Raw genomic sequence first — 22,593 nt, 5'->3', positions numbered from 1 at the left:
ACAGCATGAAACTACTGGCATTAAACATCCGTCAAGGTGGTGGCACTCGAATTGCGGCCATTTGTTCCTATTTGATAGCCCAAGATTGTGACGCCCTCGTGATTAGCGAATTCAGACGTAATACCAGAGGAGAGCAGATCATAGCCACACTAAGGCAAGCAGGCTTTTCGCACGTCCATCACAATAATACAGATTCCAAACAAAACACCGTTATGTTGGCAACTAAACAGGCTAGCACCCTTTTAAAAATAGAGGACTGTCCCAACGAATGGTCAATCATAGGAATTAATTGGGCTGGCTTACAATTAATTGGAACATATTTTCCACAGCGTAAAGCCAAGGCTGGCGTATTTAGTAAGTTGGAGGATATAGCCACCAGCAAACTATTGGCAATCGGTGACTTTAATACTGGTTCCAACATACTGGATTCGGAAGGTGCAAAGTTTCATTGCTCTGACCAATTTCTGAATCTGGCAAACAAGACCCTGACCGACCTATGGCGCGATCATAATGGTGAAATAGCCCAAGAGTATAGTTGGTATTCGAACGCTGGTAATGGGTTTAGGATTGACCATGCACTGGCTGGTATAAATGTCACCAATCGATGTGTAACTTGCTACTATGACCATAGCACTCGGGAAACCCTCACAGACCATTCAGCCCTAATTGTCGAGCTAAGGCATTAATTGTAGTTTACGTTGATCGAATCTAACCGACTAATATTTATCTGTAAATCACAACTGCTGTAATATATAGGACCCTAGCTTAATGGGTGTAACTAACTAATGTCAATCTGCAAATCACTACATAGGTGGTAGAGAAAAGTATGCCTTTATCAGATTTACATTTTGCCAACGACCAGTGGTTTCTTAATAATGCAGACGATCTAACTGGAACCATTTCTGGGCAAGTTTTTTGTATAGAAGATTTGGAAATAGGAGAGGAATACTGCTTTAATCTGCATGGTGACTATCAACCGACATTGCGTTTTGTAGGTATTATTATTGCTGTTTTAGGTAACAATGATTTCGGTTTTATGAATACTCAGGAAGTTATTGAAGTAAGGTGAAACGCTCACTAATACTGCTTTCAACCTTACCCGACTGCCAGAGTAGTTATTAGTACCCAAGCCTTCCCCATTCCGCACCTTCTCTAACATCGATTAAGCACCTTGCAGCCATACTCTAAGCTGCTTCTTTTGGCTGCACTACTTTCTAACAAACATGGTGGGACTTCTGAAGAAAATCACTGACGCAATTAACAAACCGAGGGCAGGCATGGGACTAGATTGCCCGATATAACTTCCAGCAGCACTTATTACAGCTGTGATGATAACTACTACTGATAGGGTTTTCACGGTTGTAATCGAGGAGCTGCCGGAAATCTTTACAGCCACATAGATGAAGCAGATAGCGGATGCTACCCCTCCTGCAGCTAGAGAAAAAGGAATCCAGACACTCATTTCACCTATCGTCACGACAATGCCGCCAGCAAGTACCGCGGCAATAAAGCCAATAATTACCGCCACAAACCATCTCAATATTTTCACTATTACCTCCACCCTGCGCGGGGACGCATCAACTTATGAGAGTTAAGTTTAGGCTGTTCCTGCGACGGTGGTCCATCGTTTCTTGGGTCACCTATTGGGTAAAGCGTGCCATGCGTTTGAGATGAATTAAGCCCTTGCGAGTGGTTAGCTTGCTCTCTCATGGCAAGCCTTATTATTTCATCTAGTTCGCTAAAGTCATAACGCTTAATCATCTTGAGTCACCCCTGCAGGTTGGCTAGCCATGAAGCGAGCATCCGCTTTTGGGCTATGGTTTGCATTGATTCCGCTGGTGTAGATTTGTCGAGTAGATTGGTTCCTTTTCGCTGCCATAATTTGATTCCTGAGCTGCTTTACCATAAACCCATCTGGTCCATGTCTCACAATGGCTCGGTCTAGCATTTCTTGTAATGAACTCATATTATTCTCCTAAAATGTGATTTGGTCAGATAGTAGCTGCTTGCAATATTGCGTGAGTTAAATCAGATTGAACGCGTTTGAAACCACTTGGGTCAGCATAGAGGCTTCGATTCACCTCAATCATTACTGACGCGACGCTTTTGTCTTTGTGGTAGTGCTTTAGCGGGACGATCGTGCCACTAAAAGGCGAGTCAATGGCGACGCGATAACCAAAAGCTTCAAACACTTTTAATAAGCAATCTTTAAGCTCTGTGCTTGTATGATACGAATCAGTACCGATACAAATATCTGGCCGGTTCAAATCATTTTCATATGGCAATGGCTGTGCTGGAAAACTGTGACAATCAATGATTAAACATTGGTTATGTTTCTCAAGGCATTCATCAGCCATACGTGTTAAAGCAGTGTGGTGAGGGTGGTAGTAGCTATTGATAAGGGCTAGGCGGTCTATTTCAGATATAGCTCTTAGAGCTTCTCCAGCTGCCGTATGAGTGTAGACGACTCCCATGCCAACAGATTCCATCGAGTCTTCAATAAAACGCTCAGGGTCAACCACTAAACGGCTCACTGGAAAGACACAGCGACGTGCCCCTGACAAGTCAAATAACAGATCGGTATGATGATCAGTCATTGCGTCCACCTCATAGGCTAGATTCTCGGCCCCTAGCAAGAACTCCAGGTCAGCAGGCAGGACTGTTGAAGCATGAGGGATGTGCAGAATGATTGCATCTGTGGGCCAATTTATCACCATACCTCCCTCGATATAGCTGCTAAATCTGATACTGAGAGCAAGTCAGTGTCATTGACCCAGTGGAACTGGTCTAGGCTACTTTCACCACATTCACTTTCCCAGATTGCCCTTAAAAGATGGACTGACGCCTGATGTTCGGTGCAGTCTTTATGTGGAACTGATGCGGCAATCTCCCACAACGTGGCTCCCCAGTCCTGATCAAGTAAGCGCTCCCATAATATCCAGTAGGTGTGTCCTCGGTGGATGTAGTAGCTACTGATACGACTGTGCATTGGGCTCCAAGCCCATTCAACCTGACACAGGTACCTAGCACGACGAGAAGGAAGTCTTGGCATCTTTCGTTTGTAAGCTGTGTACAAACAAATATCGATACCATCAGGGCAGGGGGGTAGGTCGACTACTTCAACAACACGTTGCTGGGGTAGGTCATTAGGTGACATTGGAATTGATGGGACTTTCATATAATACAACCTCTTTAGTGCTTTGACGGAATGTCTGGCGCACAATCTGGTGATCAAATGCCATGTGTTGGAGTAGCCAACAAAAAACCCAATTCAGCGGTAGCTAAATCGGGTCTCTAGAAAGGGCCGGTTTAGCAGTAATTTATATAGCCCCCCGCAATCTGGATCAAATCGGTGCTTGGAGTTAGGTTAACAAAATAATGAGGGGTATTCAATTGAGGATGAAATGCTGTAGCTAGGACTTATTCCTGATTCTTTTGAAGGAACTAGTTATACTGTCTGAATAGAATAATGTATTGATGTGCTCAACCTGATTTTCAGTGATTTTTTCTTCTAGGATTGGTTAATATAGAGCGGACACAAAGCATATAGAGAGTTTGCTTGTAACTTGTTTTTTGGAAATAGCTCAGTGAGAGTCACCCTAAGGGAACAATAAATTGACATCTAGTTAAGGCAAACATATTCGCCAAGTAGGGCATTTAGTTTCGAATTATTAGCCAGAGTATCAAATATAAATGAACGTTGAATGGAGTCATACTAACTTGAAAGTTTTATCTCTTTTTTCTGGCTGTGGTGGCCTTGATTTAGGGTTCGCTCTAGAAGGTTATGAGATAGTGGCTGCTTTTGACCATTGGGGGCCTGCAGTAGAATGTCACAACTACAATGAGCGACTATTAGGTGGTAGAGCTGAGAAAAAAAGTCTTGCTTTAGATGATGGTGAAATTGATTTAAAAGACCTACCTAATGTAGACGTTGTACTAGGAGGACCGCCATGCCAAGGATTTTCTTTTGCTGGTAAACAACGAATCGATGACCCCCGTAATAAGCTCTATCTAGACTTTAAAAGAATAGTTGCACATGTACAGCCTAGAGTTTTTCTAATGGAAAACGTAAAAGGGCTCGAAAAAATGGCGTTGAATGAAGTTCAGAAAAGCTTCCATGAAATAGGCTATCAAGTTACGATTCAACGTGTAGATTGCACGTTACTTGGGTTGGCACAAAGGCGAGAACGGATAATTATTATTGGCACAAAAGAGTCTGATAAGAAATTCCAAACTCCTGATATTCTTCTGGGAAGCCTGTTTGGAGGAGTACAAACTCCTGTTGACCTTTTCTCTGTTATTGGGGACCTTCCTATGCCAACTTCTGGCCGAGGTTTATCTAAAGCCTCAACTCACTATTTAGATGATCATAAGTATTTGCCTTTCTCGGCTCTAGAAAAACAGTTCATTCCTCATATACCAAATGGTGGATGTTTTAGGGACGCCCCAAGGGACGTCTTGCCAGATAGATTAGTTAAAATATTGGATGACCCTGCACGTTACAAGAATCCAAGGTTATTTCCGAAAGCAGATCCATACAAACCTGCACAGACGGTACCTGCTAGCACAAGCCCTTCGATTGGGGGCGTAATAGCTCCTGATCTAATTTATGAAAACAATTTGGCATTACCAGTAATCCCTTCAGACTATATATTTGAAGGAAGGTATACTTCGCCAGTTGAAAGTAGACGATTTACCGCTCGCGAAGCCGCTAGGCTGCAGGGCTTTCCAGATTCATTTTTATTTACTGGATCTTTGTCTTCAAAGACTAAGATGATAGGTAATGCAGTGCCAGTCCCCTTGGGAAGGTTATTTGCAAAGGAAATTAAAGCTCAAATATTTAGCTAATCACGGGAATCTGTTACAACACTATTCCAAAGCCCAATATGCTTAAATTCATGCCTTTCAATTCCCGTGTATCGCAAACTAGCATCCTCATATCTCTTGAATTTGTACACAGCATCATTCATTAAGTTTGAATTGAAAATATTGAGAGACAGAAGTAATTCAAAATCTCTTAAGCTTAACCCCGTTACTTTCTTAAAAAGTTGTGGTTCGAGCCTCCGAATTACATCTTCCAAAGTATATTCCCTGAAGTCAGTTAGATACATGAAAATGGGAATTCTAGTTGCAAACTTAATTAGCTTGTCTCTAATCTCTGCTCTTTTGCTTTTTAGTTCTTTCTCCTCTTTTGTAATCTTTTTCTTGAGTTTCTTGTTCTCTTTTGATGTATCTGACCGCTTTTTTTTGAGGTCCTTAGACATTGATAAAACCGTTTGGATATTCTCCACGTTCAACCCACGAAAGGCCTCAATATTGTCTAATGCGGCCATCGCCTCTGAGCTCCCCAATATTTTTGAAAGAGTTAGGTCATCAACGTTAACCAACGCTGGGCTTTCCCATCTTCTAGCTAAAAGAGTTGCCGAAGTGCCGCTAAGTGCTATATCTAATACTCCTGCTGCATTCACTTCCCGCATAGAATGCCCATCAAACGCTAGTACTGGTAAAAATTCAATAAACTCTTCGACTTGCTGTTCTGGGTTTGTATCACTGCGACCCAACTTACAACTATAGTCTGCTAGTTTCTGAAGGGCCCTATTCGGATCAAAATCAAAAACATAGCATATAGGTTTTAAGTTGGTAACTTCATGTGGATTAGTACCATTTGGGTTTTGCAGTGTCCATGGGCTTTGACATCTAAAAGCAGTCTGAAAGTATGTCTCTGGGCTTGATATATTTCTCAACATCAATACAGCTGACCATGGAGGAACAGTTACGCCGGTGGTTAGTTTCATACAAGAAAGAGTTATCGTCTTTGAATCCAAGGGATTTTTCATAGCAATGAATACGGGTTTAAGAGCGTCATCACCAATTCCCGCCTGTGGACCCGCTGCGACAATTATTTCGTAATCATTAAAGAAAGTATTCTGTCTCTGCTTTAGCAAGTTACGCATGGCAAAACACGCTGCGACATTCGGTAAGAACCAAAAAGTATGACTAACTGCTGCCACCAAAGAGGTTGAACTGTAGGGCAACGGTACACTATGCCTGGTTGTCAAGTTGCCAAGAAAGCTTGTTATATCATTCCCTCGGATAAAATTTAGCCACATCTGTACTTCGGACTCATACTTAAAACAAGCTTCATCCCCTATTCCTGTTGCACTAAAAAACTCATTCAACTCAAAATAATCAAGCTCTCCTGGCCTAATTAAACCCTTCAACTTGTCAGGTAATTGATACGTCATCAAGACCATTTTAGGAAGATATTCATAGGGGTTTTCCCCAACACTCCATTCACTCTTGGCTTTTTGCTCATCAGTGTACGTCCAGTTAAAAATCTGATCTTCGATGAATTCACCGGAAGAAAGTACTTTAAATGGAGTACCAGAAAGGTACAAAAAAGCATTGGCAGATATGGGCACCTCATTATGCAAAATATCCAAATCAGGCCCCCCTGATTCAAACAACACAGCTGCTTTATTTTCATCAGATGTCTGAAATAGCTCTTTCGAGTTTTCTCTCCATGCACCAAAGTGATATTCGTCAAATATGACACAATCCCATTTGGCAGCATGCACCCACTCGTTCAATGACTTAATTCCTCCAAGACTGTTTTTGCCCAAAAAGTCTTGAAGAGATCCAAAACAAACAAATTTATCATGATCTAATGAAATCAAATTAATGTCATTTTTTGTAATGAATTTCCACCCCTCAAAGTCGACGTGAGACAGTAGGTCTGTCTGCCAAGCAGATTTGACTGCTGGTTTGAAAGTCAAAATTAGAATTTTAGACCAACCCATTTCTTGAGCTAGCTTGTATGAGGCGAAGGTTTTACCAAACCTCATTTTGCAGTTCCACAGAAAATGAGGGCTATTATTTCCTTCCTCTTTTTGATATCTATAATACTCGGCTGCCTTTTTGACCGCAGCAGACTGTTCAGGGCGGGCGGTGAATGTTTGTGTACGAGCTAGCTCAATAGTGGTCCTATTTTTTACAGCTGATATAGCTGCTAATATCTCTTTTTTAGAACAACGAAACCATTCGCCTTTTTCTCTCTTTCCAACTCCATCTAAAATTTTGTGAACATCAGTATCATGAAAAGATGAACCGTCATGTCTCATAGCGGATTCATCAAGAACTATTTTGTAGGGTTTTGACCCGGGCCTAGTGGTGGGATATTGCTGTTTAACCCGAGTTTGTACATTTATGCTTGTATAGCCGATCTTTAATAAGCCTGGAAGTGTTTTATCTTCGTATGCATAAATCCGTGGACTAATCGTATTTCGATGGTAAAAGTAGTTTCCCATAGCCTGCTCCCTAAATCATGAAAGAACCATTGGTTTGATTAACTCATCAATAAAAGCTAATTCTTCATGTGAAAGTTTATATTTTTTTGTTAAAACCTCCTCACTCCAAGATTTATTGAAGTCAAGTAGTGGAACAAATTTGAATCTATCACTGGAAACGTGTTGGGTATTTTTCCTCATACCAATAAGGAACCGCACCAACTTGGTACTTAAAAAAGAAACAAGATTGTTTGCTTCAAATTCTGAATTGAAGGATCCAACTACAATGTAGGTTTCGGTACAAATTGCTCTGGGCTCAACTATAATAGGCTTCCCAATAATGAAACGGGGGTAACCACTAGTTTCACCACCCTCACCGTAACCCATAGGCGTTATCACTTTCCATTTGTCTATTAGATGCCGATTAACCATGATTTCATTGTCATTTGTCCAGCTTGTTCCGCCGCGCTCATACAACTTTAAATCACCACTTTTATAGCCTCTGTAGTTCGTACGCAACCCAAATGGTTTTTGCTGTGATACAGTAGAGTCGAGGGTTGATGCTGAATTTTTAAGTACCTTCTTTATTATTGATGAGCCTTCATTAAATCGTACAAAAGTGTCATATTCATTTAGTTTCCTCAAGGCAGTAGAGCTTTTCTTATTCATATTGGTCTGAACTTCACACAAACCACTATGTTCTAAGTCTCTGAGAAAAAAACAAATACCACCAATGACCTTTAGGCCGGGAACGACGTCTCCAGTAATAGGATAGTCAACTAATTTAGAAATAAAAGGGTCGTTCAACATCGTTTCTCTGAAATCACCTAATCCTTTTCCGCCAGCGAACCAACGAGAAGGGATAATTAGAGTCATATATCTAGGTGAAAGAGATTTAACTTTTTCAACGAATGCTGGGTAAATAGGAGATGCACCGACATTTCCTTCGGAATCCTGTAAGTGATAGGGAGGGCCACCTACCACTACATCAAAATGGTTTGAAGTAAGAAACTCGTTGAAAGCGTTGTGAATGAATGGGTAAGCCAGATTTTCGAATTCAAGCGATCTAGAAAATGTAGGATTGTTTTCATTTGCTTTACAAAATATACACCTCCCTCCTTCCCATGCATGATTTCCTCGTTTGAAAAGAATGTTCCCTTGATCCTTACTAAGTGCAGTTGTTATAGAATACTCACCAACTGCATTTGTGGAACAGTATAAGGTTCGACGGCTTATCAATGCCGTTAGCTCGCTGGTAGCGATTCCAAAAACCTGATTTTTGAGGATATGGTCTATTCTAGTTTGTACATCAGGTATTTCATCCTTTAACCCAGCTGAAAGCCTTAATGTTATCTCTCTCAAAAATACTCCAGACTTGGAAAATGGATCTAGAAACTTCTTACTAGAGTCAGTCCAGATTTCATTGGGGAGAAGATCTAGCACACTATTTGCAAGTTCTGGTGGAGTGAACACTTCGTCAGAACTCAAATTTGCAAGACAAGCTAAAACATCTGGGTTATGTCCAGTATTATAAATCGCCATATATACTCCTATGTATTCGCCCGATGCCCATTTTTTCCGCTTCTATCAATTCAAAAACAAGGTCCCAATCTGTTTCAGTGTTTTCAGATACGCTTAAATCTGTTTCAGAAGCAATTGCCACAACACTTCCCAATAGGAATAAAAGTGTTAATCCAGTCATCACTCTTTTTAAATTAATACTCACTTCCTTGAAGCTCTTTAGTGCTTAAGATAGATACTACTAATATGAGGTCATTATTGATATAGGAAAATGTCTGAAGTGCCAAACCCCAATCTACCTACCTAACGTGATGAACCTAAATTGCCGACACCTTTAGTGTAAGCACTTATCTACCTTTCTACTGAAGGTACTATTAAGTTAATTGAATAACACCTCTATACCCTTAAATACAACATACCCACTTCAGGTATCACACAGGTAATAGGGTACTAGTAACACTTAGCAACCTCCTAACACCTAACATGTTTACCTTCAGTGCCAGCATGTATTCCCATACAACCAACACCTCAACTGCAGCCATATACGGCAACCAAGATACATACACTTATCGCAACTGGTTTACAGCTTCAAAAGGCTTTTCCGTGTAACAGCCGGTATATAATAACGGGGTACGGGGTACTGGCCCATGCCCCCATCTAGAGTGTTTCAGAGCAGGTAAAGGCACTGCAGATGAGAGCGAGCGTGTTGCTGTTGACGCTGCTTGTGCGGGTCTTTTGTGTCTTGGTTTGGGTGAGCTGTAAGGCTCCCACAGGCCCTCTACAGATGCTTCAGGTGAGGCTTAATCTGCCATAGTTTGAGTGTAAGACTGCAAGTGGAAAGGCGTAAATGTTGACGATTGTGTTCAGCTGAAAAGCCTTAAATGGCCAAGCTTTTTACTGTAGTGGTTTCTGCAGTAGTTTCAAACAAGATTGACAGCTTTGAAAGCTAGCAGTATGGTTAAGAGGCTTCCAGAACAAAGGGTCTTAGTGCCACTCAAAGGAAAGGAACTGTAAGACTAGCTGTCTCCGGGCACCACAACTCCCTAAGAAATCCCCATGAAACCCGCATGATACCTGCATTTCCATCAATTTTGATTATGGGGTGTGTAGACCATGAATGTAGACCAGAATAGCTATCTTTACCTTCGCAGTAACATTTATTACTTCTCTAGACGTATCCCTTTGGATATGGAAAGCCATTACATTTCTAAAAGAATTGTTAAGAGCTTAAAGACACGATCAAAACGAGTTGCCTTGCGTAGCTCCAATCACATTTGCTTTCAGCTTGAAGCCTACTGGAGTTCCATTAGGGTTGAGAAGATTACCCTTGGACTTGTAAGTGCACCTGTAGCTAAAGTCACTCCGCTTGGCTGTGGATATGATCTTTTAGACGCTAAAGAGTACTACATGAAGCTCAAAGGCAAAGATAGAGGCCATGTATTTGAGCGTACTGTTGAGCGCAATACTAACTATCTTATTGAGGCTGTAGGTAATCGTGATTTGGATGAATATACGTCATCTCATGGAGGAGTATTTCGAGACTTCTTAATAACTAAAGGTCTAGCCATAAGCTCTATCAAACGAGTTTTCTCATCATTAAAGCCTATCATATCGTTAATGATTCAAGAACATGGGCTGTCTGCATCTAACCCTTTGTCTAAAACATATATGCCTATAGATCCCTTAAAGAACACAAGACTGCCAATTTCACTTCCAACAGTCAAAAACATCCAATCGTTATGTATCGCTATGAATGATGATCTAAGATGGATTGTAGCTATCGTAAGTGACACTGGTGTTCGCCTTGCTGAAGCTTGTGGGCTAGAACGAAGTGATGTTGTTCTGGAAGGCCCTATACCGCACATTATAATTCGACCCAATGAGTGCCGGAGCCTTAAGACACGTGCAAGCGAGCGCAAAGTACCTCTTGTTGGGACTTCATTGTGGGGAGCCACACAAGCACTTTCAGCACCCATTAGGTCCGGAGAAAAGTTCCTCTTCCCAAGGTACACAAAGGGTGGGAAGTGCAATGCCAACTCAGCTAGCGCTGCTTTGAACAAGTGGATGAAAAACTATGTTGATGAAGGGTACGTAATCCATTCGTTTAGACATAGTATGCGCGACAGGCTCCGTGCTGTTGAATGCCCCTCCGATATTGTTGATCAACTTGGAGGTTGGACCCCATCAGGGGCTGGTCAAAACTATGGCTCAGGATACCCACTTAATGTCCTGCACAAATGGATCAAGCTGATTGAGTAAGATAACACCCATAGGGGCTTTATGTTCTTGGACTCTGAAACAGACGAGGTTACCCACGATCAATCCAACTCTGAGAACAATACCTTTTTACTTCTGACTTTTTCAATCTGCGCCAGTGTCATCCAGCAGCTAATGTAGTAAGTACCTTCCGTTATCATTTTACTCAACTGAGACTTGCTGATAGCACTCTTGTTTGCAGAAGGAATATCAACGCTGCTGCTGTCTAAAACACTTCTAACGACACTGGATTTTATACCGAAGTTTGTATTTTCTGGAATGCTTCCAAAGTTCTCAAACATATACTTGGCATCTAGTTTTGACACTGCTACTCCAACAAGATTTCCCATGTCATCTAGTATCGGGCCACCACTATTTCCACTTTGTAGTGCAGCATCTATCTGAATATTTGAGAAGTTATTACCAATGCCAGTAAGAGAGCTAATAATACCCTTGGTTACTTTTACGGATGTGCTGATATTTTTACCAAATGGGTATCCTGCGACATAGATGTCCTGCAGCAACTCTGGACGTTTGGTACTAAGTGGAAAGACAGATGTGGGTGTGAAGTCACCTTTTAAAAGTGCCAAGTCATTTTGAATATCATAAGTAATAACCCTCATCTTAATATCTTCTTGCTTTGTGTGAACAACAACATCCTGACAACCTTCTATGACATGGTTGTTGGTTATTACATAGCCATCAGAGGAAACAGCAAAACCAGATCCAGATGACGCCGAGAGAACCTCATCATCTTTGGGAGCTACCTTTGCAACAGGTGTTGGTTTGGTTGGTGTCTTCACAACAGGTACTGGTTTTGTAGGTGCCTTCGCATATTGAAACTCATCATCCTTCCAAATGCCTTCTTCTACTGTGCCATCTGCATAGGTGTAGGTGCCTTGCCCATTAAAATTGCCATCCTTAAACTCACCGACGTACTTGTTGCCATCTGCATAGGTGTAGATACCTTGACCATTCTTTTTGCCATCCTTCACCTCACCGACGTACTTGGAGCCACTTGGCCATGTGTAGGTGCCTTGCCCATTCTTTTTGTTATCCTTGTATTCACCGACGTACTTGGAGCCATCTGCAGAGGTGTAGGTACCTTGCCCATTCTTTTTGTTATCCTTGTATTCACCGACGTACTTGGAGCCACTTGGCCATGTGTAGGTGCCTTGCCCATTAAAATTGCCATCCTTGAACTCACCGACGTATTTGTTTCCTGCCCATTCACCATTTGGGCTATATGTGTAGGTGCCTTGCCCAGTATTTTTGTTATCCTTCCACTCACCGACGTATTTGTCGCCATCTGACCATGTGTAGGTGCCAAAGCAGTTGTGCCAGCGAGCATTAGTGTCGCTAGGACAATCTGGTAAATCAGAGGCACCAGCAACTCCACCAAACAGTGCCGCAATCACCAGACAGATTTTGAGTGAAATATTATTCATACAGTCATCTTAGACTATTTACTGTTGTGAAGACATATGCCGTGGTTTCACTATCCCCACACAGCCAACCGCTCAAGGTACCCGTCACAGTTGTCTGTGCTTGGAGTTCTTGCGTACTACTGGTTTATCTATGGGACCCATGTGGGGCTAGCTGGAGCAGTAATTGATGATAGTAAGCTGGTGGTGGCTGCTTAGAGGTTCACACCCCATAATCAAAATTGATGGAAATGCAGGTATCATGCGGGTTTCATGGGGATTTCTTAGGGAGTTGTGGTGCCCTTGAGACAGCCTCGATTCCTTTAGAAGGCCTCAAAAGCCTTAAAACACCTACTAATATACGATATCAGTGACTCTCCCGCCGGTCAAGAAGATCTCTACGGTCTACAGTTTGGCCTACAGTAAAATAAAGCCATGCATTGCAGCCTATAAAAGGTTGTGGTGTGTGGCTTACTTTATTTGTATTGATAACTGACGCGCTCAGGTCTCATAGCCTCTCACACCACCTCACTCCAGTGATAACTACATGACTTCACACACGGCAAGACCCACTAAACGTCAACACATTCAGCGTGTCCTAATGGGCCAGTACAGAGGCTGTTTAAGCGTAATTGATGGCATAACCGACAGGCTAGATATGGGTCTCAGATGGCCCAGTAGGACTCGAGGAATGGGTTTATTAATACTGTGTCTAACCTATTGATATCCCTAGATATTCTGATGGAGTATATGAGGGCCTACAAGCACCCTAAGGGCTTGATTTATATCACCAATACACAGGCTTAGGTTGCTATTTTAGTGTTCCTCAGAGCGTCTGTATGGGCCTCGTATGGGTACTTTTGATGGTGGTTAATCTCTGTCTAACCTTTGGTATCAGTTGAGGTAAATACTGGAACATTGGGGGTATGGCTAATTAAAGTGGGTACCTTATATAGCAGGGTGTAACTGATGTGTTCTTGAGATTAAGTTGCACAGATCCCTATGGACTACCGCTACTTGGGGATCCATCGCGATACTGTGTGATTGCCCTGTGTGTCACAGAATAGATTAGTACATTTTCCCTAATAATATAGTACAGAAGTACGTTAGCTTAAGGTCTTTAGTTAAAGCAGTACACAAAGAAGATTAACCATAGTAAGTTGCCTTTTAGAGGAGCAGAAGCTGCTGACCCTTTGACCACCTATGGTACTGCTTTAACCAGTTTAATATTAACAAGATGCTGTGCCTACGTATCCCAAGGGATACTCGTAGATCCTCAGAGAAGTCTTCTGCTGGTGGAGAGGGTGAGTAGATCAATAGGAGTATATAGTATAGGGGTCCTTAAGGATCCACTGGGTATGTGGAAGATAAGATATGAGAAGATGGTTGTATAGTAACCCTCCCGTGTCCTCAGTGGAGCCTTAAGAACTCCTTTTATCAATCAACTACTGCTATAACCAAAGCAGTTATCTTCTGTGAGTCCTCGGGGATACTTAGGATAAATTAGTTATAGTACTGCCTACCGTGTGGGTATTCCGAGGGACTACTGCAAGAGGATCTTGGGTATCAGCTTTAGATTAATCCCTTAACTAGGTCTTGATCTGGGAAGGCTGTGGTGGTCTTTAAGGTGTCTAATGTGGCCTTGTCAGTAGCTTTTACTATGAATGAATCATGGACTGTTAGGGTTGGTATGGACCTGTTAGTTAGTTCATATTATTTTAGCCCATCATGCACACTATCGTGAAACTTCAAGAGCTGCTTACTGTTAGTGTGTAGTTCTATTGGGAAGCCCGGAATATCGTACTTTAATCTATTAGTTGAGTACTGTCGTTCCTCCCTCCAGTTAATAAAATCGGGGTGTAAATTGACCCAAATTGGAAAATAATCATTTTCAAAACTTCTTGTAATAAAGTCATAGCGTCCACATTTGTCTGAAAGATTACTACCCCAATAATCTTCAGCTTTGCTACAGTTATATATTGCTCGGATATAAATGCTGTAATCACTTTCATCTATCAACGCTGTTACTGTTGGCTTTTGGTTTCTGTTGTGGCTTTCTGTTAAGCAATGTACCGATACTACTTTAGAAACATTAGATATCGTGTTTTCCCAGCCATCGTCACTTCCTGTTTGATATTTTCTATTTAATTTAATCTTAGTCGTGAATTCTTTTGAAAGCCAGCTTGCAAATTCGACATGCTTGCTTGGATAATAAGAATAGTTCGATTCAAACTGCTTAACTGGATAGCCAACAGCAGCTTCATAAGCAGCTCTGCAAACTTTAGCAAAGGTAATTTGTTCTTCATCAGTTAATTTAATTTCTGCTGCAACACAGTTTATTGACATCAATGTTGCCGATGTGAACACAATATGGGCAATCAATTTCATATTTAACCTTTTTCTAATTCCGTCTTAAATAGCTCTTTTGTTAGCTTAACTGCGCAGTTATGTTTGTAGAAAAATCTTCGCCTGATTATGAGGTTTTACTCTTTCTCAACCGTAACAGCTTTACATTTATAGAGATAACCACCTTTTTCAGATTTGATATTTAAAGCAGGATGCCAAACACCATCTATAGTCATTTTGCGACCATTAAACTTATTAAATCCCCAACTTGTTTCAATAACGACGGATAATGCGCTGCCATCCTCCAAAGAAAAAGCTCTTGTATTTTGTGCTTTGGTTACTTTCACTATTCTTAACGAATCTTGTGAAATAAGTGTTTTGCCATCACTTTTCACGTGAAGAACATAGGCCCTCTTCATTGAGCCAAGCAAATTGATCCTATTATCGGGGTGTTTATCAAAAGGAGATACATAACACACCCAGTCATTCCACTCATACAAATCAGATGAGGAAGCGTTTGCGAATGATATATGAATACTATTAACTATTAAGAACAGAGACAAAAATACAACTTTCTTCGATATCATATTCATAACAAAATCCCCTTTTACCTGAGTTATTAGTTATTTAGCTTGATAATATCATTTTTTGATTCAAACCAACCCAGCAACCATTAAAAGCTAGTGTTGTTTAATCAGATATGATTCCATATGCTCTTGCTGCACCACTGTTGATAATCCATCCTTTATTAGAACCACAGTACGACATGGTCCGATCGAATAAAGTATTCCCCGCTCTTTGACCAAGCATTTCTGCATAGTAACTCTTGAGTTCGTTAGCCTGACTTCTAGATGCACATTGTTCTTGCCCATATGAACTTTTATTATACGGAGCATGAAACATGAGAGATGTATCATTGTGCATATTTCTATAGACGCCTCCTAGAAAAGCAACAGCACATGATGATGAGCATTGGTCATTTCCAATTATATATGTGACAACCCGTTGCTTTCGTAATAACCTGCCTAGCTCCATGCCGTCTGTTATTAAACCGCCTCTTGAGTTTAAGTACACAGACGTAGGAAGTGTGCCACATGATTGAGCCATATCTAAGTACTTAGAAACGATATATGTTGAATCAGGACCGATAGGGCCATCGAGGTAGATGGTGTCATAAACGCCACTGTCACTGACACTGCCACTGCTGCAGATTCCAGACACACGAACTAATTTCACCTGAAGTCCAGAAACCAAAGATTCTGCAATTACAGTAGAGTCCCCTTTCATTGAGCAACCCATAATGGATGTTAATAAACATACTGCGGTAATCAGTCTGTACATAAAATTAAGCCTAGTTTTAATTTATTACAGGTTAGTTTTCAAGACCTGTAATTTATTTACAATACGTTTGCTGAGACCTTTTGGAAAGATGCATTTAAAGTATTGGGCAAGTCAATAATCCATCCTTACGCATAGACTCCATCCTTTTTGGTAATAGCGTACGTGTCTCGGGGATATTGAATTGAAGTGTGCTACCGTAAATTCGAAGATATAGTTGGCGACATTTGTAGAATTGCCCCCAGTTAAATTCCTCCTAAGACCCACCACCAACTCCTTCATATCTTTGCATCCTTTTACCGTCTTGACGTCACCATTAGATTTTGTTGTTATCTGAGCATCTTGAGGCGCATTTACAATATCTTTTGCAGTATAGTTACGTGAAGCTATTACTTGGTCAAATATAGCAAAAGGATGTTCGGGTAATTTAGTCATCATCTTCTTCCCCATGTCATAAGTTAATTGCTGATCAAGAGTTACTCCATTTTCTGTGATGTTGTATTTACTCGCAATATCACCAGCCTTTTTCCAGCTTAGTTGCGCATGTGCGCTAACTGAAAGCATATAAAATATCAGTACTGTAATAATGATCTTCATAATTAGCCTTAAGTATTATTCAACTTAAATACATTTCTTGGATCTTTCATTTATTTACAATAAGTTTTCTCGAGAACTTCATCCCAGTGATCACCTTCAGAGGAAGACCAGTCTTTTTCTTTTATTTTTAAAGCCCAGCCTTTGGAGCTATCCCATAGGGTGTATACCAAATCTGCCTCAGCCCACTGAAACATAGCGCGACTGTACATCCACTCGATCATGGACGGGTATTTCTGGTAGTTAGAAAAACTGGTAATTGGATGGTTGCCTGGATAATCCTCAAACAAATGGGTTTCTTGAGACAAATGCACGGCATCAACTTCGAAACCAAGGAAATCTGATTTGTACCCTAGGTCCTCAGTTACCATCTCATCTTCTTTTATTATGAAAGTTTTACTAGAAAAAAAGCCGGTGTCACACTTTATTGTTTCAGATCTTGCGTTTACAGAGTTAGATATTAAAGCTGCCACAAGTGCAGTCGTTATAATTAAAACTTTCATACATTTCCTCAATTATATTTTGGACTCTAGCCATGCAAATGTATAAGAATTATTCGCTAATAACTCTTTACTTAACGAGTGAACCAAACATTAAAATTCTATAACACTTTAAGAAACATATCTAAAACAATGTCCCATGAAAGCGAAGTGCAGGTTCGGGGAAGTCATCAGACACAGAATTACCTTGATAATCTTGGAGTCCCGATTGCCATATGTAAAGAGTATGTTGTTTGGTTAATACCTGCATACAGTTGCTGTGCACGTTGTGACGACGAGTGCCGCCACCCAACCAGTATTGAGAACGACACAGTTCGTCTCTGAATTTTATGAAGTGATCCCTAGATTTCTTGTAAGCAGCAAGCGCCGCTGGCTTATCATCGTCCTTAGAAAAACTTTCCACCATTAAGCTTGCCTGTAAGTTTTCGACAACTTTATTAAAATACTTTAAGTTTATTTCATCGATAATTTTAAAGGATTCCTTCCAACAGGCAATGTTGTCGTTTCTATTCGTATATGGATCCCGGCAAAGCTCATCCGCTTCTCGATACACTGATTCTGGTTGGACAGCACTTGCTGCTAAATCACTCATTCTGGATTTTAGTTCGGATGGATAGAACGCGAACATACCAAGGTGCATAACCACGAATAACAATCCATAATAGCCAATCGCTTTTAATAAAAACTTCCCAACATACGCTGCTTGTTTGTATTTTACCCTCACAAAACTCTCCTCAGTTTTTAACACACTAGCTTCATCTTAAAACAAGTGCAACATTCACTGTCAATCCTGCAGAAATTTAGGAATTGTTCCTATGGAATCCTGTTGCTCATCAGGTTAATCTAAAGAACCTTAACCCTAATTACTTTATGTTGAGAATATTACTTTAGGATCAAGAAGGGGCAATTTAATGCCTAGATCCTCAGGAACCCTCAAACATGACTTTCATTATCAAAGACCCTAAGGCTGAGAGCTTCAACTACACACTTGACTCATCATCTGCAGAACTTGCTGCGCTGGTAGATAAGCTATTCAAAGAGACCAAACTTAATCGTCACACAATCCACAAAAAGACCCTCAAGTTAATTCTTTTAAACCTCATCGTTCACAAGGGTTCAAAGGTTCTCATCTCGCGTGACAATAACTCCACAAGCCTTGCTCGATACAATGCGTTAGATGTTGGTGTTACTGCTATCAACACTGTAACTGACAAACTTGAGAAATCAGAATACATTCACTTGATAACGGGTAAGAACCTACCCTATGGACACGGAATTAGATCTTCAATACAAGCAACAGACTCACTTAATACGCTACTAAAACCTATCACTCTTCAATTGGTCCCTTCTGAACTAGTGCTAATTAGAGAAGGTGGTTCTAAGAAACTAATCGATTACACCGATACCCCAAGAACAGTAAGAATTCGAAAGGAACTGACAGCATATAATAAGCTTATTAAAAGTGTGAACATTGAACTAAGGGACTCATCAGGCTTAACGGTTTTAAAGGACCTTAACCATCAAGTTGTTCAGAGAAAGTTTATAGATAATGGTGAATTGGATATTCAAGGCAGACCATTATTTAACTCAGGTGGCAGGTCCAATTCCGCATGGATGAGTCTGAGTGGCTCTGATGAAAGGCCTAATATCTTTATCGATGGGCAGCCAACCTTAGAGCTAGATTATCAGTCAAGTGCTATCAATATAATATATAAAGCGCTAACTGGAGTTCTGTATATGGGAGATCCATATGCCCTTTCTGTTCGTGGAATTGACATACCTCGTAATCTTGTAAAGAGAGTTGCTACGTGCAGTCTTAATGCAACCAAGGAGAAAGGACCTAGTGCGGCAGTTGGTAAGGCATATGGAAAATTACGTACTTCACTCAAAGTAGAGGATCAAATTGATTACAACGATTACTTGAGGATTAAGGACAAGAAGAAGGTGAAGATAATAGATATTTTACAAGTCTTCCTTAACAAACATAGATCAATTAGCCATATGTTTCTAAAGGGCAAGCAGGTCGGTAACAAGGTCCAATGCCTTGAGTCAGATCTAGTATTTGCAGTGGTGAATGAACTAACTAACAGGTCCATACCAACCCTAACAGTCCATGATTCATTCATAGTAAAAGCTACTGACAAGGCCACATTAGACACCTTAAAGACCACCACAGCCTTCCCAGATCAAGACCTAGTTAAGGGATTAATCTAAAGCTGATACCCAAGATCCTCTTGCAGTAGTCCCTCGGAATACCCACACGGTAGGCAGTACTATAACTAATTTATCCTAAGTATCCCCGAGGACTCACAGAAGATAACTGCTTTGGTTATAGCAGTAGTTGATTGATAAAAGGAGTTCTTAAGGCTCCACTGAGGACACGGGAGGGTTACTATACAACCATCTTCTCATATCTTATCTTCCACATACCCAGTGGATCCTTAAGGACCCCTATACTATATACTCCTATTGATCTACTCACCCTCTCCACCAGCAGAAGACTTCTCTGAGGATCTACGAGTATCCCTTGGGATACGTAGGCACAGCATCTTGTTAATATTAAACTGGTTAAAGCAGTACCATAGGTGGTCAAAGGGTCAGCAGCTTCTGCTCCTCTAAAAGGCAACTTACTATGGTTAATCTTCTTTGTGTACTGCTTTAACTAAAGACCTTAAGCTAACGTACTTCTGTACTATATTATTAGGGAAAATGTACTAATCTATTCTGTGACACACAGGGCAATCACACAGTATCGCGATGGATCCCCAAGTAGCGGTAGTCCATAGGGATCTGTGCAACTTAATCTCAAGAACACATCAGTTACACCCTGCTATATAAGGTACCCACTTTAATTAGCCATACCCCCAATGTTCCAGTATTTACCTCAACTGATACCAAAGGTTAGACAGAGATTAACCACCATCAAAAGTACCCATACGAGGCCCATACAGACGCTCTGAGGAACACTAAAATAGCAACCTAAGCCTGTGTATTGGTGATATAAATCAAGCCCTTAGGGTGCTTGTAGGCCCTCATATACTCCATCAGAATATCTAGGGATATCAATAGGTTAGACACAGTATTAATAAACCCATTCCTCGAGTCCTACTGGGCCATCTGAGACCCATATCTAGCCTGTCGGTTATGCCATCAATTACGCTTAAACAGCCTCTGTACTGGCCCATTAGGACACGCTGAATGTGTTGACGTTTAGTGGGTCTTGCCGTGTGTGAAGTCATGTAGTTATCACTGGAGTGAGGTGGTGTGAGAGGCTATGAGACCTGAGCGCGTCAGTTATCAATACAAATAAAGTAAGCCACACACCACAACCTTTTATAGGCTGCAATGCATGGCTTTATTTTACTGTAGGCCAAACTGTAGACCGTAGAGATCTTCTTGACCGGCGGGAGAGTCACTGATATCGTATATTAGTAGGTGTTTTAAGGCTTTTGAGGCCTTCTAAAGGAATCGAGGCTGTCTCAAGGGCACCATTCCTATCTCAATGCACTCCACAGCCCCTATTTTACAATACTTTCAGAGCACATCTGTAAATTTCCTGTAACCTTTTCTGTAACAAAAGCAATAAACTGACAAACCTTAGCTAGTTTTAGTTTTTGGCGCAAAAAACAGAATATAGACTTGAATAATTTTCAGCCAAATTCATAGTCCAACTTAATTCTGAAGCCGCTCCTTTGTCGCTTGGATTAGTTAACAATTTTCCCCATTGCCCATCTGTTAAAAGGATTAAATTTTCAATTGTAGATTTAAGTCCAGAGCATCTATCGTTAGTAAAAAAGACTTCCTCAGCGTTTGCCAGATTGGCGAAAGAACAAAAGATGATAACTAATAATACTTTAAATTTCATATTTTTTACCTTTTAATATTAGTGAGTAAAGACAGGGTGTTAGCCTTTGAAAATGGCTGTTTAACCTCATGATTTGTCTGTGTTTTTAGAAACTATTATTACTATGACGAGAGGTGTTGAACCATTTAGCCAGCACACATTTGGTTCTAGATGCTTCTATCACTTCATCAGTGAAGCTCCAGTTTCCTGCCTCAAAACCTGTCCGTTTTCTAGCATCTTAACGCTAATTAAAGACTCCCGTGATTCATCCTGATACCTTATAACTGAGTGTTCTACTAGAATCTCGTCATTTTCATAGATGCAGCGATGCATAACTTCGTGGAGGTTGGTCTGAGTCCACATGGCTGAAATCATTACTCTGTATTCAGATTTGTTTAGGGATGTGCCAGATTGATGGCGAACAAACTCAAAATCCTCATGATACAAAGGCATTAATGACTCAATATCCTTTTCATCATTAGCTTTCTTAATTGCTTTATGCAGTTTCATAACGTACTCCTTATGTTAACAATAATCCTTATTAGACAGTTTACATCTGGTGCTGGTGGTTTAGCACAAGCCCTTAAGCATACAAGTGTGCACAACAGATGGTTAGTGCCATAGGACACCACACTGCTCACATCTAGCGTACAGGCGCGTTAGGTTGATACATCATGACCATCATTGATACCTATCTATGTAACGTAAAGCTATGTAAGCAGTATTGTTACCTAATATGATTACTGATAGCTTCGTAGAAGTTTACCTTCGATGATGCTTGTCATAGGCTCGTCTTTGACCACGAGGTTCTCCGGAATCTCGTAGGTCAATCTTTTTATCACTTCATCAGCGTAGCACCCGTTTCCTGCCGTATCACCTGTCCATTTTCTAGCGTATTAACGACTAACACAGACTCCCGTGTTCCATCAGGAAACCTCATTACAAAGTGTTCCACCAGAATATCATCATTTTCATAGATGCAGCGAACCATAAGTCTATCAAAGCTGGCGTGAGCAAACATATCTGTAACCATCTCCTTAAATTCAGGCTTTGTTAGGCTAGTGCCAGTTTGATGGCGAACAAACTCAACATCTTCGTGATAGAACGACAGCATCACTTCAATATCTTTGTCGTCCTCGGCCTTCTTCTTCGCTTTAAATATGCTCATAACGTACTCCTTATGTTAACGATAACTCTTATTAGACAGTATACATCTGCTGCTGGTATCTAGTGGTTCTCCAGAGTCTCGTAGGTCAATCTATAACTCAATCTCCAGACACTCTGCGTCAGTAGCATCAGGTGGTTAGGGCATAGGGCTGCTCAAAACTTACATCTAGCTTACAGACGTATTAGTGCTGGTGGCTTAGGCTGATAATGGGTTGGCAAAAAGATGTGAGCAAGATCTATGGTAGCCCATCAGATTTGAAGATCAAGCATAGGTATTTACTAGAGTCTTTAGCCTGGGAAAGGCAGGGTGTTAGTCT

The 22,593-nt window shown here is 40.9% G+C and carries 22 protein-coding genes; 5 read left to right on the top strand and 17 right to left on the bottom strand.

Features of this window, described 5'->3' with window-relative positions:
* The first annotated feature begins 5 nt into the window (after positions 1–5).
* Both ABXT70_RS00895 and ABXT70_RS00890 read left to right on the top strand, forming a co-directional pair.
* Positions 6–686 carry a hypothetical protein gene (locus ABXT70_RS00895; RefSeq protein ID WP_443641302.1) on the top strand — a complete coding sequence of 227 codons (681 nt, stop codon included), beginning with the start codon at positions 6–8 and terminating at the stop codon, positions 684–686.
* A gap of 140 nt (positions 687–826) precedes the next feature.
* Positions 827–1,069 carry a hypothetical protein gene (locus ABXT70_RS00890; protein ID WP_443641301.1) on the top strand — a complete coding sequence of 81 codons (243 nt, stop codon included), beginning with the start codon at positions 827–829 and terminating at the stop codon, positions 1,067–1,069.
* A gap of 138 nt (positions 1,070–1,207) precedes the next feature.
* On the opposite strand, the gene ABXT70_RS00885 is transcribed toward ABXT70_RS00890, so the two are convergent.
* The 4 genes from ABXT70_RS00885 to ABXT70_RS00870 all read right to left on the bottom strand — a co-directional run bounded on the left by ABXT70_RS00885 (position 1,208) and on the right by ABXT70_RS00870 (position 3,178).
* Positions 1,208–1,549: a hypothetical protein gene (locus ABXT70_RS00885; protein WP_443641300.1), complete on the bottom strand. Its 342-nt coding sequence runs from the start codon at positions 1,547–1,549 to the stop codon at positions 1,208–1,210.
* Between the two features lie 204 nt (positions 1,550–1,753).
* Positions 1,754–1,966 carry a hypothetical protein gene (locus ABXT70_RS00880; RefSeq protein ID WP_443641299.1) on the bottom strand — a complete coding sequence of 71 codons (213 nt, stop codon included), beginning with the start codon at positions 1,964–1,966 and terminating at the stop codon, positions 1,754–1,756.
* A 25-nt stretch (positions 1,967–1,991) separates the two neighbouring features.
* Positions 1,992–2,717: an N-formylglutamate amidohydrolase gene (locus ABXT70_RS00875; RefSeq protein ID WP_443641298.1), complete on the bottom strand. Its 726-nt coding sequence runs from the start codon at positions 2,715–2,717 to the stop codon at positions 1,992–1,994.
* Positions 2,711–3,178, bottom strand: a complete 468-nt coding sequence (locus tag ABXT70_RS00870; protein ID WP_443641297.1) for a hypothetical protein — start codon at positions 3,176–3,178, stop codon at positions 2,711–2,713. Before ABXT70_RS00870 ends, ABXT70_RS00875 begins: the two co-directional genes overlap by 7 nt.
* 542 nt (positions 3,179–3,720) lie before the next feature.
* Between ABXT70_RS00870 and ABXT70_RS00865 the strand changes: the two genes are divergently transcribed.
* Positions 3,721–4,848, top strand: a complete 1,128-nt coding sequence (locus ABXT70_RS00865) for a DNA cytosine methyltransferase (protein WP_443641296.1) — start codon at positions 3,721–3,723, stop codon at positions 4,846–4,848.
* Here ABXT70_RS00865 and ABXT70_RS00860 read toward each other — a convergent pair.
* The 3 genes from ABXT70_RS00860 to ABXT70_RS00850 are packed head-to-tail and all read right to left on the bottom strand — an operon-like array spanning position 4,845 to position 9,012.
* Positions 4,845–7,307 carry a GIY-YIG nuclease family protein gene (locus ABXT70_RS00860; protein ID WP_443641295.1) on the bottom strand — a complete coding sequence of 821 codons (2,463 nt, stop codon included), beginning with the start codon at positions 7,305–7,307 and terminating at the stop codon, positions 4,845–4,847. The two genes, ABXT70_RS00865 and ABXT70_RS00860, sit on opposite strands and share 4 nt — an antisense overlap.
* A gap of 15 nt (positions 7,308–7,322) precedes the next feature.
* Positions 7,323–8,828, bottom strand: coding sequence for an Eco57I restriction-modification methylase domain-containing protein (locus ABXT70_RS00855; protein ID WP_443641294.1), 1,506 nt, complete (start codon positions 8,826–8,828; stop codon positions 7,323–7,325).
* Positions 8,815–9,012, bottom strand: coding sequence for a hypothetical protein (locus ABXT70_RS00850; RefSeq protein ID WP_443641293.1), 198 nt, complete (start codon positions 9,010–9,012; stop codon positions 8,815–8,817). The genes ABXT70_RS00855 and ABXT70_RS00850 overlap by 14 nt, the downstream gene beginning before the upstream one ends.
* A gap of 908 nt (positions 9,013–9,920) precedes the next feature.
* On the opposite strand from ABXT70_RS00850, the gene ABXT70_RS00845 reads away from it, so the two are divergent.
* The gene (locus ABXT70_RS00845) at positions 9,921–11,066 is read left to right on the top strand and encodes a DUF6538 domain-containing protein (protein ID WP_443641292.1); all 1,146 of its coding nucleotides are present in this window, start codon (positions 9,921–9,923) and stop codon (positions 11,064–11,066) included.
* Between the two features lie 59 nt (positions 11,067–11,125).
* Here the strand turns inward: ABXT70_RS00845 and ABXT70_RS00840 are convergent, their stop codons facing one another.
* The 7 genes from ABXT70_RS00840 to ABXT70_RS00810 all read right to left on the bottom strand — a co-directional run bounded on the left by ABXT70_RS00840 (position 11,126) and on the right by ABXT70_RS00810 (position 18,013).
* Positions 11,126–12,511 (bottom strand): trypsin-like peptidase domain-containing protein, encoded by a 1,386-nt coding sequence (locus tag ABXT70_RS00840; protein ID WP_443641291.1) that lies wholly within the window; start codon positions 12,509–12,511, stop codon positions 11,126–11,128.
* Between the two features lie 1,689 nt (positions 12,512–14,200).
* On the bottom strand, positions 14,201–14,875 hold the full coding sequence (locus ABXT70_RS00835) for a hypothetical protein (RefSeq protein WP_443641290.1): 675 nt from the start codon (positions 14,873–14,875) through the stop codon (positions 14,201–14,203).
* A 95-nt stretch (positions 14,876–14,970) separates the two neighbouring features.
* Positions 14,971–15,426: a hypothetical protein gene (locus tag ABXT70_RS00830; protein ID WP_443641289.1), complete on the bottom strand. Its 456-nt coding sequence runs from the start codon at positions 15,424–15,426 to the stop codon at positions 14,971–14,973.
* Positions 15,427–15,523: 97 nt separating this feature from the next.
* A complete protein-coding gene (locus ABXT70_RS00825) occupies positions 15,524–16,174 on the bottom strand; it encodes an ATP-dependent Clp protease proteolytic subunit (RefSeq protein ID WP_443641288.1) in 651 nt (216 codons plus the stop codon).
* Positions 16,175–16,285: 111 nt separating this feature from the next.
* Entirely contained in the window at positions 16,286–16,768 is a 483-nt protein-coding gene (locus ABXT70_RS00820) for a hypothetical protein (protein WP_443641287.1), read from the bottom strand.
* Positions 16,769–16,818: 50 nt separating this feature from the next.
* Positions 16,819–17,136, bottom strand: a complete 318-nt coding sequence (locus tag ABXT70_RS00815) for a hypothetical protein (RefSeq protein ID WP_443641286.1) — start codon at positions 17,134–17,136, stop codon at positions 16,819–16,821.
* Between the two features lie 253 nt (positions 17,137–17,389).
* The gene (locus ABXT70_RS00810) at positions 17,390–18,013 is read right to left on the bottom strand and encodes a lysozyme inhibitor LprI family protein (RefSeq protein ID WP_443641285.1); all 624 of its coding nucleotides are present in this window, start codon (positions 18,011–18,013) and stop codon (positions 17,390–17,392) included.
* A 191-nt stretch (positions 18,014–18,204) separates the two neighbouring features.
* On the opposite strand from ABXT70_RS00810, the gene ABXT70_RS00805 reads away from it, so the two are divergent.
* Complete coding sequence (locus tag ABXT70_RS00805; RefSeq protein WP_443641284.1) at positions 18,205–19,479, top strand: hypothetical protein; 1,275 nt, start codon at positions 18,205–18,207, stop codon at positions 19,477–19,479.
* Between the two features lie 1,393 nt (positions 19,480–20,872).
* Here ABXT70_RS00805 and ABXT70_RS00800 read toward each other — a convergent pair.
* The 3 genes from ABXT70_RS00800 to ABXT70_RS00790 all read right to left on the bottom strand — a co-directional run bounded on the left by ABXT70_RS00800 (position 20,873) and on the right by ABXT70_RS00790 (position 22,277).
* Entirely contained in the window at positions 20,873–21,130 is a 258-nt protein-coding gene (locus ABXT70_RS00800; protein ID WP_443641283.1) for a hypothetical protein, read from the bottom strand.
* Between the two features lie 159 nt (positions 21,131–21,289).
* Positions 21,290–21,619, bottom strand: a complete 330-nt coding sequence (locus tag ABXT70_RS00795; protein WP_443641282.1) for a hypothetical protein — start codon at positions 21,617–21,619, stop codon at positions 21,290–21,292.
* Between the two features lie 328 nt (positions 21,620–21,947).
* Positions 21,948–22,277, bottom strand: a complete 330-nt coding sequence (locus tag ABXT70_RS00790; protein ID WP_443641281.1) for a nuclear transport factor 2 family protein — start codon at positions 22,275–22,277, stop codon at positions 21,948–21,950.
* Positions 22,278–22,593 lie beyond the last annotated feature (316 nt).

Source organism: Candidatus Njordibacter sp. Uisw_039 (genome assembly GCF_047730075.1).
Classification (GTDB): Bacteria; Pseudomonadota; Gammaproteobacteria; order Pseudomonadales; family Balneatricaceae; genus Njordibacter.
This window is presented reverse-complemented; position numbering and strand designations above follow the sequence as displayed.